Genomic DNA, 13,898 nt, shown 5'->3' on the forward strand with positions numbered 1-13,898 from the left:
GCCTCCTACGTCGACTTGTCGACTCCATGGGATTCATCGGGATGGAGTTCATGGAGTACGTCGATCAGGAGTGCGGCACAGCGGCTTCGCTTCGGGGCGCGAGGCTCAGAGGTGGTGCGGGGGCCCTCAGAAGGCGCACATTCGACACATACAACGAGCACCGGGCGTCGTGATCGCCTCGGTCGCAAGGGTGCGGCTGCTCGTCGTGGTCATGGGCCCAAGTAAAACACGCGTGAGGTCGGCGTCCGCCACCGCTGTCCGCATTGCGGACAGCGGTGGGACGGCGCCGGACGCCCCGGCCTGACGGTTCAGCCGGCGGTCACGATCTCCACGCCGCCCGCCGTGGCCTGCGCGGACACGGCGGAGAGGTCCTTGACGACGACGTCGGCGGAGAGCTCGGAGGCGTCGTGCGTTGTGGCCAACGCCACGGTGGTCATGCCGGCGGCCCGCCCCGCCTGCAGCCCGGCCGGCGCGTCCTCGAAAACGACGCAGCGCGCGGGGTCGGCGCCGAGCTTCCCGGCCGCGAGGAGGTAGGGCTCCGGATCGGGCTTGCCGTGCGTGATGTCGTCGGCGGCTATGACGAGGCCGGGGCGGATGCCGACCTCGGCGAGCCTGGCCTCGGCGAGGACGCGGGTCGCGGAGGTCACCACGGCCCAGCGGTCCATCGGCAGGGAGTCCAGGAGCTCACGCGTACCGGGCAGCAGCACGACGCCGCCCGTCACGTCGGAGACCTCCAGCTCCTCGATGCGGGCGACGGCCTCGGCGACCTTGTCCGCGGGCAGCAGGTCGGCGGCTATCTCGGCGGCGGGGCGCCCGTGCAGCTCGACCCGGCCGAATTCCTCGGCGGTGATCCCGTACTCCCGCGCCCATCGCGTCCAGCAGCGGTACACCGACTCCAGGGAGGAGACGAGGGTGCCGTCGTTGTCGAACAGGAGCGCGTCAGCATGGATCTTCATGGGCATCGAGCGTACGGGGCGCTCCCGTGGGCGGTGCCGGGGGCCGAGGGCCGGACGCGGCGGGCCGAAGGCCCCGTAATAAAGTCACGGGCATGCTTGTTGCCCTGACGATCGCGACCTCGGTGGCCGCGCTCGCCCTCGCCGCCTGGTGCGGTTTCGCCGCGTACCGCGACCAGCCGACCAAGGACTGGCACTTCATCGGCATGGGCGTGGTGACTCTGCTGGCCGCCGTCCAGCTGGTCGCCGGCATCGTCCAGCTCGCCCGCGGCGAGCACGCGGAGCAGGGCACGGTGATCTTCGTGGCGTATCTGATCGGCGCTTTCGCGTGCGTCCCCGCGGCGGGCTTCATGTCGCTCGCCGAGCGCAGCCGCTGGGGCTCCCTGACGGTGGCCGCGGGCGGCGTGGTGCTCGCGGTGCTCGAAGTACGGCTCTACGACATCTGGGGAGGCTGAGGTGACGGTGACCGAAGAGAGCGAGCCCCACAAGTCCCACGAGACCCGCGACACCCGCGACACCCGCCAGAAGCTGATCAGCGGCCCGGGCATCCTGCTGGTGTGGCTGTACGGCGTGATGGTCGTCGGCGCGGTGTCCCGCTCGGCCGTGCAGATCTCCACGGACTTCGACAAGGCCCCGCTCGCGTACTCGCTCTCCGCGCTCGCGGGCCTCGTCTACGGCTTCATCACGTACTCGCTGGTGCGCGGCGGGAGCACGGCCCGCACGGCGGCGCTGGTGTGCTGCGCCGCCGAGCTGGTCGGCGTGCTCGGCGTGGGCACCTGGACGCTCGTGGAGCCGTCCGCCTTCCCCGACGCCACGGTGTGGTCGGACTTCGGGATGGGCTACCTCTTCATCCCGGTGATCCTGCCGGTGACGGCGATCTTCTGGCTGGCGAAGGCTCGGCGCGCGACGCACTGAGCCCTCGCCACCGGGCTTACGCGATCAGGCCGTCAAGGTGATGTGGGACACGCTCTCGCCGCTGGCGTCCGCCTCCTTGGCGAGGGTCACGACGGTGAGCCGGTCGTCGACGCGCTGGGTCCTGACCTGCGCGTAGCCGTGCTTGCGGTACAGCTGGAGGTTCTGTTCGCTGCGGTGGCCGGTGAAGAGTTCGAAGGACTTCGCGGTGCCGTCCGCGCCGAGGTGGCGTTCGATCGCGTCGAGGAGGCGGCCGCCCAGGCCGTGCCGCTGCATGCGGGGGTGGACGATGAGTTTGCCGATGCGGGCCGTGCCGTCGGCGTCGACCGTGCCGCGCACGGAGGCCACCACCTCGTCGCCGAGGCGGGCCACCAGGGCGGTGCCCGCGGCCAGTTCCGCCCTGAGGGAGTCGAGGGACTGGGTCAGCGGCTCGATCGAGTAGTCGCCGTAGAGCTCGGCCTCGCTCTGGTAGCAGAGGTACTGCAGTTTGAGGATCTGTTCGGCGGCGTCCTGGTCGTCGGCCGCCGCCTCCGAGATGGTCACGCTCATGCCCATGTGTGCATGCCTCCCGCTCACCTGCTCCACCGGTTGTCTAACGCTCCATTCCCCTCGGGGTTGGAGCCGCAACCTCCGCCGCCAGCATTCTGCGCAGGCATCCCAGGCAACGGGAACGTTCCGGCCCCAGACTCCCCTGTGACATTCCCAACTCTCCTGCGATTTCTCGGTAGGTGAGGTCTTCGGGGGACAGCAGTGCGGCCATGAGGCGGGGGCAGCGTCCGGGCAGTCTGCGCACCGCGGCGTGCAGCGCGCGGTCCCGGTCGGCGGTCAGGGCACGCTGTTCGGGGCCGCGCTCGGCGGCGTCGGCGGGCTCGGCCGCGTACGCCGCTTCCCGTCGGCTCGTACGCCGGGTGCGGCGCGCCTCGGCCTGGACGGCGCCGCGCAGCCACAGCGCCGGGTCGGCGGGCGGCCCTTCGGACTCCACGCGCTCCAACAGGCGCAGCCAGACGGCCTGTTCGAGGTCGCCGGGGTCGGTGCCCGAGCCCAGCGCCTCCGCGGACGCCTCGGCGGCGAGCAGCGGGCGCAGGGTGGGGATGAGCGCGGGGATGAGGTCGTACGTCATGCACGGCGGGACGCGGCCGCTCCGGCGCCGGGTTTCCGGAGCGGCCGTGTCTCACCCCAACCGGGGCCTGCGGCTCACCGGTTGACGAAGTCGGCGGCGGCGAGCAGGGCGGTGTCCGGGTTGTCGGAGAAGATGCCGTCGATGCCCGTCTCGAAGTAGGTCTTGAAGGCTCCGAAGGCGTCCCCGTAGGCGGCCGGGTCGGTGCCCTTCCTGAAGTTCGCGGGCAGGAAGGTGTTCTCGTTGCGCATCGTGTACGGGTGCAGGATCAGGTCCGCCGCGTGGGCGTCCTTGACGAGCGTGGTCGGGGTGCCGAGGCTGCCGTCGGCCTTCCTGGGGATGATCAGGTCGAGGGTCGGGCCGATGCCCTGCGCGAAGCGCGCCATCCACCGCAGCCCCTCGGGCTTGATCAGGTCGGCGACGGTGCGCGGGTCGCCCGCCTCGACGAAGTCCCAGGGGCGGGAGTTCGCGCCGGACAGGAGCACGACGCGCGGCGCCGAGACCAGCTTGGCCAGCCGCTGGATGCTGCTGGGCTCGAAGGACTGCAGGAAGGTGGGCGAGTTCTTCGTGTGCCGGCCGTAGCGGCGCAGGAGCTTGGCGAGCGGCTCTTCAAGGCCGAGGCCCAGCTTGCGGAAGTACGTGGGGTGCTTGGTCTCGATGTGCAGCCAGATCGGCTTTCCGCGCTTGCGGCCCTCCTTCTCCGCCCAGCGGAAGACCTCTTCGAGGGTGGGGACGTCCCAGCGGCCGTCGTAGAGGGTGTTGCGCTGGCGGGTGCCCGGGATGCGCTCCTTGGCGCGCAGCGTCTTCAGCTCGGCGAGCGTGAAGTCCTCGGTGAACCAGCCGGTGAGCGAGGTGCCGTCCACGGACTTGGTCGTCCTGCGGGACGCGAACTCGGGGTGCGCGGCGACATCCGTCGTCGCCGTGATGTCGTTCTCGTGACGGCATACGAGATGGCCGTCCTTGGTCGGCACGATGTCCTGCTCGATGACGTGCGCGCCCATGTCGAGGGCGAGCTGGTACGAGCCGAGCGTGTGTTCCGGCCGATAGCCGCTCGCCCCCCGGTGGGCCACGACCGTCGGCACGGGCAGCGACTTGTATCCGCCATGTCTGCCGTGCCCGCCGCCGTGCCGTTCGTCGGCTCTCGCCACGCCGGGCAGTCCCACGGCGGCGGTGCCCGCGCCGAGGATCGCCGCCCCCAGTACCGCTCGACGCCCCCGGCTCGTCCCCGGCTGCTGCTGACCCGACTCCTGCGTCGCCATTGGCGCTCCTCCCGATGTACCGCTGCCTTGCACCTGACAAAGCGGGACTGATCGTAGGTGGCCACAAGTGACCTGTGGGAGACCCCTGAAGGAACGGCGGGATGACGTGGCGTGGCGACTGGGCGCACCATGGGGGTGGCGGTGCGTGCCGCGCGGCCACCACGCACAGCGAACGGTGTGCGTGACAAGAACCACTGATTCGGGCCACAGCGACACCGCGGGGATACGGTCGCCCCACGGGCGACTGCCCCGGGTGACACCGCACGGAATCAGGTCAACAGTGCGTATCGGGTGCATGAACCCGATGTGCAAAGGGCGGTGGCCCGCGAGTACCGTACTCACCTGCACTTACTCGTCGTCGACCCGTTGACACCGGAGGGCCTGTTGTCCCGTCTAGCGCTCATCAAGGCAGTGCTCGGACCGATCTTGCGCCTGATGTTCCGTCCACGGGTAGAAGGTGCCGAGAACATCCCGGGGACCGGACCCGTCATCCTGGCCGGAAACCACCTGACGTTCATCGACTCGATGATCCTGCCGCTCGTGACCAACCGGCCGGTGTTCTTCATCGGCAAGGACGAGTACGTCACCGGCAAGGGCCTCAAGGGCCGCCTCATGGCGTGGTTCTTCACGGGCGTCGGCATGATCCCGGTCGACCGGGACGGCGGGCGCGGCGGTGTCGCCGCGCTGATGACCGGTCGGCGCATTCTCGACGACGGCAAGGTCTTCGGCATCTACCCCGAGGGGACGCGGTCGCCCGACGGGCGGTTGTACCGGGGCCGTACGGGCATCGCTCGGCTGACGCTGATGACGGGGGCGCCGGTCGTCCCCTTCGCGATGATCGGCACGGACAAGCTCCAGCCGGGCGGCAAGGGGCTGCCGCGGCCCGGCAAGGTGACGGTCCGCTTCGGCGAGGCGATGGAGTTCTCGCGGTACGACGGGATGGACCGTGACCGGTATGTGCTGCGCGCGGTGACGGACTCCGTGATGACGGAGGTCATGCTGCTGTCGGGGCAGGAGTACGTGGATATGTACGCGACCAAGGCGAAGGCCGCGTAGCGGCCCGGAGCCGGTTTCTTACGGTGCGCCCGCACCGGTGCAGGGGGCTTTCCCCGGCGCCGGGGCGGGCGTTCCGTTTTCCCGTGCCCGGCACCGGGGGTGGCGCGTTCGTCGCCTGCGGGCCGGTGGGGGCTGGTCGCGCAGTTCCCCGCGCCCCTTGAAAGCCCACGCCCCCGCCCCGCAGCGGCAACGGCGAACAGCCCCCATGAGGGGCGCGAGGAACTGCGCGACCAGCCACACACAACCCGCAGCAAACGACCGCGGGCAAGCCGCTCAGGGGCGCGGGGAACTGCGCGACCGCCCCCCACCGGCCCGCAGCAAAGGCACCCGGCCCCGCGTCAGCGGTCAGTGCTCCGGGCCCGGGCCGTCCTCCAGTTTCTGGTTCTTCAGGAGGAACCAGGCGACCGCCGCGGTCACGAGGAGAACCCCCGCCCCGACGCCCGCCGCGAGGCGCAGGCCGTCGACGAAGGCTGTCTGGGCCGCCGAGAGGAGCACGTCCGCCTGGGCGGGCGGGAGTTCCGTCACCGACTCCACCGCGCCGCCGAGCGATTCGTGCGAGGCGGACGCCACGTCGGGCGGCGTGCCCGGTGGGGCCGTGAAGTCGCGGTAGACGCCGGTGACGATGGAGCCGAGCAGGGCGATGCCGAGGGCCGCGCCCAGTTCGTACGCCGTCTCGGAGACCGCGGAGGCCGCGCCCGCCTGTTCCTTGGGGACGCTGGAGAGGATGACGTCGGCGGTCACCGTGAACGAGAAGCCCGCGCCGATGCCGACGACCAGGAGCGACGCGCCCAGGAGGGGGTAGCCCGTGTGCTGGCTCAGTCCCGTGAGCGCGGCGAGCGACAGGCCGACCGCCGCGAGGCCGCCTGCGACCACGATCCGTACCGAGAACCGCCGGGCCACCATGCCCGCGATGAGGCCCGCCCCCACCGCACCGACCGCGGCGGGCAGTTCGGCGAGGCCCGCCTCGAAGGGGCGCCTGCCCTGCACGAGTTGCAGGAACTGGGAGAGGAAGAAGACCAGGCCGGACAGGCCGAGGACGGTCAGCAGGTCGGCGAGGACCGCGCCGGAGAACCCGCGGTTGCGGAAGAGCCGCATGTCCAGGAGCGGCGCGGGCAGCGTGAGCTGGCGGCGTACGAACCAGAAGAGCGCGGCGACGCCGACGACGGCGGCCGCCACGGCGTCCCAGCGCAGCCCGTGCGCGGCCGCCTCCTTGATGGCGTACACCACCGCGATCATGCCGACGAGGGACAGCGCGACACTGGTCAGGTCCCAGGGGCCCGGCGCCGGGTTCTTGGACTCGGGCAGGAACTTGATGCCGACGAGGACGAGCACGGCCATCACCGGCAGGTTGATGAGGAAGACCGAGCCCCACCAGAAGTGTTCGAGCAGGAAGCCGCCGACGACGGGCCCGACGGCCGCGCCCGCGGAGGCCATGGCGCCCCAGATGCCGACGGCGAGGCTGCGCTCGCGCGGGTCGTGGAAGATGTTCCGGATCAGCGCCAGCGTCGACGGCATCAGGGTCGCGCCCGCGACGCCGAGCAGCGCGCGGGCCAGGATCATCAGCTCGGGACTGGTGGCGTAGGAGTTGAGGACCGACACCGCGCCGAAGGCGACGGCTCCGGTGAGCAGCAGTTTCTTGCGGCCGATGCGGTCGCCGAGGCTGCCCATGGAGACGAGCAGGCCCGCGATGACGAAGGAGTAGACGTCTCCGATCCACAGCAGCTGGGTGCCGGAGGGTTTGAGGTCCTCACTGATGTACGGCGTCGCCAGGCCGAGCACGGTCGCGTCGACGGCGACCAGGAGCACGGCCAGCGCGAGCACGGCGAGCGCGAGCCAGCGGCCGGGGCTGCGCTCCGCCTCCGGTGCCGCTGTCGGCCGGTGAATGCTGGTCATGAGTCCACTCTCCGCTGTACGCCGCCGATCAGCAGCTCGGCGATCATGTACGAGACGTCGTTGGCGGCCACCCGGCCGTCCTGCACGGCCCAGGCGCCCGAGCCGATCAGGCCGTAGAGCGCCTCGGTCAGCCAGGCGGGGGTCAGGTCGATGCGGAACTCGCCGCCCTCCTGGCCGCGCCGGAAGAGCGCGGCGAGCCGCTCATCGATGCGGGACCAGCCCTCGTGCTGCGCGTCGCCCTCGAAGAGCTGGTTCTCGGTGTAGAGGAACGCGAGCAGCCCGGCGGCCGGCTCGATCTCCTTCACCAGGCGCCGCAGGGCGTCGCCCGCCCCTCCCTCGTCGAGCCCGGCCCGGTCGAGGGCGGCCTCGCACTCCTGGAGGCCCAGCTCCTCCAGGGCGAGCACGAGCGCGTCGCGGCCGGCGAAGTGGCGGTGGAGGGTCGCCCTGCTGATGCCCGCGGCGCGGGCGACCTCGTCCATGGTGGCGGTGGCCTTGCGGGTGAGCAGGGCCGCGGCGGTGCGCAGGACCTGGTCGCGATCGACTGACATGAGACAACCATAAGGCTGATGAGACAGATACGTCTCATGCCGCCCCTGGCGTGCCCCCGCTCAGTTCCAGGGCAGCCGCGCGCGGCCCTCCCAGTACGCGGCGGGGTCCTGAGTGAGCCCCACGAGCCGCTCCACCTGTCCGGCGTCCAGGTCGACGGCGGCGGCGTGCAGGTTGGAGACGAGCTGGACCGAGGTGGCCGCCCCGGACAGGACCACGCCCGCCCAGGGCTCGGCCAGCAGGACGGCCAGCGCCACCGCGTCGCAGCCGAGCCCCGTCTCCTCGGCGACCTCGCGCAGCGCGGGCGGCGCGTAGGGGCCTGCGAGGCGGCCGTTGGCCAGGCCTTCCTTGACGATCACCGTGAGCCCCGCGTCGTGCGCCTCGGCGAGCGCGGGCCCGGCGGAGGTCTCCAGGATGTTGTACGTCGCCTGGACGGTGCGGAAGAGCGGCTCCCCGTCGACGGTCACGGCGAGGGCGGCGCGGATCGCGGCCGCCTGTCCCGGGCCGCTCACGGAGAGGCCGACGGTGACGCCCTCGGCCGCGAGCCCGGCGAGGCGGGCGTGGAGTTCCTTGTCGGTGAGCGCCGGGCTCTCGGGCGTCACGGAGTGGATCTGGTAGAGGTCGAGCCGGTCGCCGAGCAGCTCGGCGGTCTCGGCGCGCTGGCGGGCGTACGCCGCCGGGCTGTGGTCCTTGACCTCGTGCGGGCCCTCGACCTCGGTACGCCAGTCGGCCGTGTAGGTGTAGCCCCACTTGCTGCCGACGACGACGTCGCGGAGGTCGGGCCTGGCGCGCAGCCAGTCGGCGAGGAACTCCTCGGAGCGGCCGTACGACCGCGCCACGTCGAGGTAGCGCACGCCCGAGGCGTAGGCGGCGTCGAGGAGTTCGAAGGTGCGTTCGCGCAGGGCCTCGACGCTGCGGGACGGCGGCAGGTCGGTGTCTCGGCCGAGCGTGATGTAGCCGGGCCTGCCGACGGCGGCGAGACCGAGCCCTATGTGCGCGGTCGGGGACGTGGCTTCGGCCAGCCGGGCGAAGGGCATCGCGGGCTCCTCGTTGTAGGGGGTTCCCCGTCAACGTAACCCGCGACGCCCCTGATGGCCCGCGACACCCCCGGTGACGCAGGGGCCACGGGCCCCTGCGTCACTTGCGGGCGTTCACCCACTCCTTCTGCACCGACAGGTCCGCCTTGACGTCGGCGAGCTGGTCGGCGACGGCGGAGGGCGCGGTGCCGCCGCGGCCGCTGCGGGAGGCCAGCGCGCCCGGCACGTTCAGGACGGTGCGCACCTCGGGGGTGAGGTGCTCGGAGATCGCGGCGAACTGGTCGTCGGTGAGGTCGTCGAGCTCCTTGCCCTCGGCCTCGGCGACCTTGACGCACTCGCCCGCGACCTCGTGCGCGACGCGGAACGGCACGCCCTGCTTGACCAGCCACTCGGCGATGTCGGTGGCGAGTGAGAAGCCGGCCGGGGCCAGCTCCTCCATGCGCTCGCGGTGGACGGTGAGCGTCGCCATCATGCCGGTGAAGGCGGGCAGCAGGATCTCCAGCTGGTCGCAGGAGTCGAAGACCGGCTCCTTGTCCTCCTGGAGGTCGCGGTTGTACGCGAGCGGGAGGGCCTTGAGCGTGGCCAGCAGGCCCGTCAGATTGCCGATGAGGCGGCCCGACTTGCCCCGCGCCAGCTCGGCGATGTCCGGGTTCTTCTTCTGCGGCATGATCGACGAGCCGGTCGAGAAGGCGTCGTGGAGGGTGACGAAGGAGAACTCCTTCGTGTTCCAGATGATGACCTCCTCGGCGATGCGGGAGAGGTTCACGCCGATCATCGCGGTGATGAAGGCGAACTCCGCGACGAAGTCGCGCGAGGCCGTGCCGTCGATGGAGTTGGCGGACGACCCGTGCTCGAAGCCGAGGTCCCGCGCGACCGCCTCCGGGTCGAGGCCGAGCGAGGACCCGGCCAGCGCGCCCGAGCCGTACGGCGACACGGCCGTCCGGGAGTCCCACTGCCGCAGCCGCTCCGCGTCCCGGGACAGCGCCTGGACGTGCGCGAGGACGTGGTGCGCGAAGAGCACCGGCTGGGCGTGCTGGAGGTGCGTGCGGCCCGGCATGGCGACGTCGGGGTGCGCCTCGGCGAGACCGACGAGCGCGCCCTGGAGGTCGGCGAGCAGGCCGCCGATGATCCGGGCGTGGTCGCGCAGGTACATCCGGAAGAGCGTCGCCACCTGGTCGTTGCGGGACCTTCCGGCGCGCAGCTTGCCGCCGAGGTCGGGGCCGAGCCGCTCCAGCAGGCCCCGCTCCAGGGCGGTGTGGACGTCCTCGTCGGCGATGGTGCCGACGAACGATCCGTCGGCCACGTCGGCCTCCAGACGGTCGAGCCCGTTCAGCATGCCGGTCAGCTCGTCGTCGGTGAGCAGGCCCGCCGTGTGGAGCACGCGCGCGTGGGCGCGGGAGCCCGCGATGTCGTACGGCGCCAGGCGCCAGTCGAAGTGGACTGACGCCGACAGCTTCGCCAGGGCCTCCGCGGGCCCGTCGGCGAACCGTCCGCCCCAGAGCCGGACGTCACCGCCGTTGTTGCTGCTCACTGCACGTACTCCTCAAGGCTGTTGCTGGTACGACGGGCCGCGCGCTTACGCGAGGTCCCGCTTGGCGGCGATCTTCGACGAGAGACCGAAGATCTCGATGAAGCCCTGCGCCTTGGACTGGTCGAACGTGTCGCCCGAATCGTAGGTGGCGAGGTGGAAATCGTAGAGCGACTCGCTGGACCTGCGCCCGGTGACGACCGCGCGGCCGCCGTGCAGGGTCATCCGGATGTCGCCGGTCACGTACTGGTTCGCCTCGTCGATGAAGCCGTCGAGGGCCCGCTTGAGCGGCGAGAACCACAGGCCGTCGTAGACCAGTTCGCCCCAGCGCTGCTCGACCTGCCGCTTGTAGCGGGCCAGTTCGCGCTCGACGGTGACATTCTCCAGCTCCTGGTGGGCGGTGATGAGGGCGAGGGCGCCCGGCGCCTCGTACACCTCGCGGGACTTGATGCCGACGAGGCGGTCCTCGACCATGTCGATCCGGCCGATTCCCTGGGCGCCCGCGCGCTCGTTGAGCCGCTGGATCGTCTGGAGGACGGTGACGGGCTCGCCGTCCACGGCGACCGGGACGCCGGCCTCGAAGGAGATGACGACCTCGTCGGCCTCGCGGGGGTCGGCCGGGTTCGCGGTGTACTCGTAGATGTCCTCGATCGGCGCGTTCCAGATGTCCTCCAGGAAGCCCGTCTCGACGGCCCGTCCGAAGACGTTCTGGTCGATGGAGTACGGCGACTTCTTGGACGTCGCGATCGGGAGCTGCTTCTCCTCGCAGAAGGCGATCGCCTTGTCCCGGGTCATCGCGTAGTCGCGGACGGGGGCGATGCACCGGAGCCCGGGGGCGAGGGCGACGATGCCGGCCTCGAAGCGCACCTGGTCGTTGCCCTTGCCGGTGCAGCCGTGGGCGACCGTGCCGGCGCCGTGCTTCTCGGCGGCGGCCACCAGGTGCTTGACGATCGTGGGCCGCGAGAGGGCGGAGACGAGGGGATAGCGGTCCATGTAGAGGGCGTTGGCCTTGATCGCCGGGAGGCAGTACTCCTCGGCGAACTCGTCCTTGGCGTCGGCGACCTCGGCCTCCACAGCACCGCAGGCGAGCGCGCGCTTGCGGATGACGTCCAGGTCCTCGCCGCCCTGGCCGACGTCGACGGCGACGGCGATGACCTCGGCCCCCGTCTTCTCGGCGATCCAGCCGATGGCGACGGACGTGTCCAGGCCGCCCGAGTAGGCGAGTACGACGCGCTCGGTCACGGGGCCCTCCTTGCGGTGCGTGCATGCGCTGTTATGCATGAGTATGCAGTGCTCCGTATGTTTCGTCAATCTGCGAGGGCGGGGCGGATGCGGGGTGCGGCACGGAAAGTTCGTTAGACAGACGAAGTACTTGTGGCCGATAATTCCCGCATGGGAAAGACTCACGAACGCATAGACGGCAGGCTGCGCGCCTTCATCGAGGAGCAGCCGATGTTCTTCACGGCGACCGCGCCCCTCGCCGACGACGGCACGATCAACCTCTCCCCCAAGGGCCTCAAGGGCTCCTTCGCGGTCATCGACGAACTCACCGTCGCCTACCTCGACTTCGCGGGGAGCAACGCCGAAACCGTCGCGCACCTCAGGGAGAACGGCCGCATCACGCTCATGTGGTGCGCCTTCCAGGGGCCGCCCAACATCGTGCGCGTGCACGGCCGCGGCGAGCCCGTCTTCCGTGACGACCCGCGCTTCCGCGAGCTGCTCGGCCACTTCCCCGGCATCGATCCGACGCCGCACGGGCTGCGCGCCATCATCGTCGTGACGGCCGACCTCATCCGTGACACCTGCGGTTACGGGGTGCCCTTCATGACGTACGACGAGGACCGCGACCTGCACGCCAAGCGCTTCGCGCGCGAGGACGACGCCTCGCTGAGCGCGTACTTCACCAAGAAGGACTGGATCGCGCAGAGCATCGACGGCCTGCCGGGGCTTCCCCTGCCGCTGCCGCCCAGCGTCGCCTGAGCGCAGGCTCGTGTAGCGACCACATATCGAGACGGGGTTGCACGCGCGCACGGCCGGGGCGTTGCATCGCGCCGTGCAGACCGAACAGACGAACACCGGTTCCACCGTCGGCGGGACGGGCACGGCCGACCGGGCCGCCCGCCGCGCCGTCACCGTCTTCCCCGTCCTGGTGCTGGCCGCGGGCGCGCTCGGCCTCGCCCTGCCGGACGCCTTCGAGGGCTGGGGCACCGACGTCCCGTACCTGCTGGGTGTGGTGATGTTCTGCATGGGGCTGACCATGACCCCGCTCGACTTCCAGGGCGTGGTCAGGCGCCCCTGGGCCGTCGCACTCGGCCTGGTCGCCCACTACATCATCATGCCGGGCCTGGGCTGGCTGATCGCCCACGCGCTCGGCCTGTCACCGCAGTTGGCGGCCGGCGTGATCCTGGTGGGCTGCGCGCCGAGCGGCACGGCGTCGAACGTGGTGACCTACCTCGCGCGCGGCGACGTGGCGCTGTCCGTCTCCGTCGCCACCGTCTCGACCGTCCTCGCGCCGCTGGTCACACCGCCGCTGACGCTGCTGCTCGCGGGCGAGTACCTGCCCGTCGACGCGGGCTCGATGGTCACGGACATCCTCAAGACCGTGCTGCTTCCGGTGCTCGCGGGCCTGGCCGTGCGGCTGCTCTTCGGGAGGTACGTCGACCGGGTCCTCGGCGCGCTGCCCTGGCTGTCGGCGCTGACCGTCGCCGCGATCGTGGCGATCGTCGTCGCGGGCAGCGCCGCGGCCATCAAGTCGGCCGCGGCACTGGTGTTCCTCGCGGTCTTCCTCCACAACGGCCTCGGCCTCGCGCTCGGTTACGGCGCGGGCAAGCTGGCCCGGCTCGGCCCGCCCGCCTCACGGGCGATGGCCTTCGAGGTCGGCATGCAGAACTCCGGCCTCGCCGCCTCCCTGGCCACGGCCCACTTCAGCCCGCTCGCCGCACTGCCCGCGGCGGTCTTCTCCGTGTGGCACAACGTGTCGGGGGCGTTGGTGGCGGCGTGGATGGCGCGCCGCTCGCGCGGCTGACATCCGTGCGGCCGGCTCCTCAGTGCTCGTTCGACGCCAGCCGCAGCAAGTGGTCGGCCAGTGCCTGGCCGCCCGTCGGCTCCCTGCTGATCAGCATCAGGGTGTCGTCGCCCGCGATGGTGCCGAGGATGTCGTGCAGTTCGGCCTGGTCGATGGCCGATGCCAGGAACTGGGCCGCGCCCGGTGGCGTGCGCAGGACGACGAGGTTGGCCGAGGCCTCCGCGGAGATCAGGAGTTCCGCGGAGAGGCGTCGCATCCGCTCCTCCTTGGCCGACTCGCCCAGCGGTGCGCGCGGGGTGCGGAAGCCGCCCTCGCTCGGTACCGCGTAGATCAGGTCGCCCTCGGCGTTGCGGATCTTGACCGCGTTCAGTTCGTCCAGGTCCCGGGAGAGCGTCGCCTGGGTGACGGTCAGACCGTCGTCGGCGAGCAGCTTCGCCAGCTGGCTCTGGGAGCGCACCGGCTGCCGGTTGAGGATGTCCACGATCCGGCGGTGGCGTGCGGTGCGGGTCTGCGGCACGGCGGGACCCGCGTGGTCGCCGTGCTCGTTGCCTTGCGCCTGGCTCATCGTCGTC

At 71.3% G+C, this 13,898-nt stretch carries 15 protein-coding genes; 5 read left to right on the forward strand and 10 right to left on the reverse strand.

Features of this window, described 5'->3' with window-relative positions; all coding sequences use genetic code 11:
* Positions 1–308: 308 nt before the first annotated feature.
* Positions 309–956: an HAD family hydrolase gene (locus tag AB0H82_RS17300; RefSeq protein ID WP_362993488.1), complete on the reverse strand. Its 648-nt coding sequence runs from the start codon at positions 954–956 to the stop codon at positions 309–311.
* Between the two features lie 92 nt (positions 957–1,048).
* On the opposite strand from AB0H82_RS17300, the gene AB0H82_RS17305 reads away from it, so the two are divergent.
* Both AB0H82_RS17305 and AB0H82_RS17310 read left to right on the forward strand, forming a co-directional pair.
* A complete protein-coding gene (locus AB0H82_RS17305) occupies positions 1,049–1,408 on the forward strand; it encodes a hypothetical protein (RefSeq protein ID WP_362993489.1) in 360 nt (119 codons plus the stop codon).
* A gap of 73 nt (positions 1,409–1,481) precedes the next feature.
* On the forward strand, positions 1,482–1,868 hold the full coding sequence (locus AB0H82_RS17310; RefSeq protein ID WP_362993718.1) for a hypothetical protein: 387 nt from the start codon (positions 1,482–1,484) through the stop codon (positions 1,866–1,868).
* 24 nt (positions 1,869–1,892) lie between these two features.
* Here the strand turns inward: AB0H82_RS17310 and AB0H82_RS17315 are convergent, their stop codons facing one another.
* From AB0H82_RS17315 to AB0H82_RS17325, 3 genes are all read right to left on the reverse strand, one after another.
* On the reverse strand, positions 1,893–2,420 hold the full coding sequence (locus AB0H82_RS17315) for a GNAT family N-acetyltransferase (protein WP_362993491.1): 528 nt from the start codon (positions 2,418–2,420) through the stop codon (positions 1,893–1,895).
* A gap of 37 nt (positions 2,421–2,457) precedes the next feature.
* The gene (locus AB0H82_RS17320; protein ID WP_362993493.1) at positions 2,458–2,985 is read right to left on the reverse strand and encodes a sigma-70 family RNA polymerase sigma factor; all 528 of its coding nucleotides are present in this window, start codon (positions 2,983–2,985) and stop codon (positions 2,458–2,460) included.
* A 74-nt stretch (positions 2,986–3,059) separates the two neighbouring features.
* On the reverse strand, positions 3,060–4,241 hold the full coding sequence (locus AB0H82_RS17325; protein WP_362993495.1) for a glycerophosphodiester phosphodiesterase: 1,182 nt from the start codon (positions 4,239–4,241) through the stop codon (positions 3,060–3,062).
* 435 nt (positions 4,242–4,676) lie between these two features.
* Between AB0H82_RS17325 and AB0H82_RS17330 the strand changes: the two genes are divergently transcribed.
* Positions 4,677–5,297 carry a lysophospholipid acyltransferase family protein gene (locus tag AB0H82_RS17330; RefSeq protein ID WP_223828252.1) on the forward strand — a complete coding sequence of 207 codons (621 nt, stop codon included), beginning with the start codon at positions 4,677–4,679 and terminating at the stop codon, positions 5,295–5,297.
* Positions 5,298–5,642: 345 nt separating this feature from the next.
* Here the strand turns inward: AB0H82_RS17330 and AB0H82_RS17335 are convergent, their stop codons facing one another.
* The 5 genes from AB0H82_RS17335 to AB0H82_RS17355 all read right to left on the reverse strand — a co-directional run bounded on the left by AB0H82_RS17335 (position 5,643) and on the right by AB0H82_RS17355 (position 11,543).
* Positions 5,643–7,190 carry an MFS transporter gene (locus tag AB0H82_RS17335; protein ID WP_362993497.1) on the reverse strand — a complete coding sequence of 516 codons (1,548 nt, stop codon included), beginning with the start codon at positions 7,188–7,190 and terminating at the stop codon, positions 5,643–5,645.
* Entirely contained in the window at positions 7,187–7,738 is a 552-nt protein-coding gene (locus AB0H82_RS17340) for a helix-turn-helix domain-containing protein (protein WP_362993499.1), read from the reverse strand. The genes AB0H82_RS17335 and AB0H82_RS17340 overlap by 4 nt, the downstream gene beginning before the upstream one ends.
* Before the next feature lie 60 nt (positions 7,739–7,798).
* A complete protein-coding gene (locus AB0H82_RS17345; RefSeq protein WP_362993501.1) occupies positions 7,799–8,773 on the reverse strand; it encodes an aldo/keto reductase in 975 nt (324 codons plus the stop codon).
* Between the two features lie 100 nt (positions 8,774–8,873).
* Complete coding sequence (gene argH, locus AB0H82_RS17350) at positions 8,874–10,304, reverse strand: argininosuccinate lyase (RefSeq protein ID WP_362993503.1); 1,431 nt, start codon at positions 10,302–10,304, stop codon at positions 8,874–8,876.
* Between the two features lie 45 nt (positions 10,305–10,349).
* A complete protein-coding gene (locus AB0H82_RS17355; RefSeq protein WP_362993505.1) occupies positions 10,350–11,543 on the reverse strand; it encodes an argininosuccinate synthase in 1,194 nt (397 codons plus the stop codon).
* Between the two features lie 150 nt (positions 11,544–11,693).
* Here AB0H82_RS17355 and AB0H82_RS17360 point away from each other — a divergent pair, with 150 nt between their 5' ends.
* Together AB0H82_RS17360 and AB0H82_RS17365 are read left to right on the forward strand one after the other, a co-directional pair.
* On the forward strand, positions 11,694–12,281 hold the full coding sequence (locus AB0H82_RS17360; protein WP_362993507.1) for a pyridoxamine 5'-phosphate oxidase family protein: 588 nt from the start codon (positions 11,694–11,696) through the stop codon (positions 12,279–12,281).
* A 73-nt stretch (positions 12,282–12,354) separates the two neighbouring features.
* A complete protein-coding gene (locus AB0H82_RS17365) occupies positions 12,355–13,326 on the forward strand; it encodes a bile acid:sodium symporter family protein (RefSeq protein ID WP_362993509.1) in 972 nt (323 codons plus the stop codon).
* Between the two features lie 19 nt (positions 13,327–13,345).
* On the opposite strand, the gene AB0H82_RS17370 is transcribed toward AB0H82_RS17365, so the two are convergent.
* Entirely contained in the window at positions 13,346–13,891 is a 546-nt protein-coding gene (locus AB0H82_RS17370; RefSeq protein WP_361726545.1) for an arginine repressor, read from the reverse strand.
* Positions 13,892–13,898: the final 7 nt, after the last annotated feature.

It is taken from the genome of Streptomyces sp. NPDC050732 (assembly GCF_040654255.1).
GTDB lineage: Bacteria > Actinomycetota > Actinomycetes > Streptomycetales > Streptomycetaceae > Streptomyces.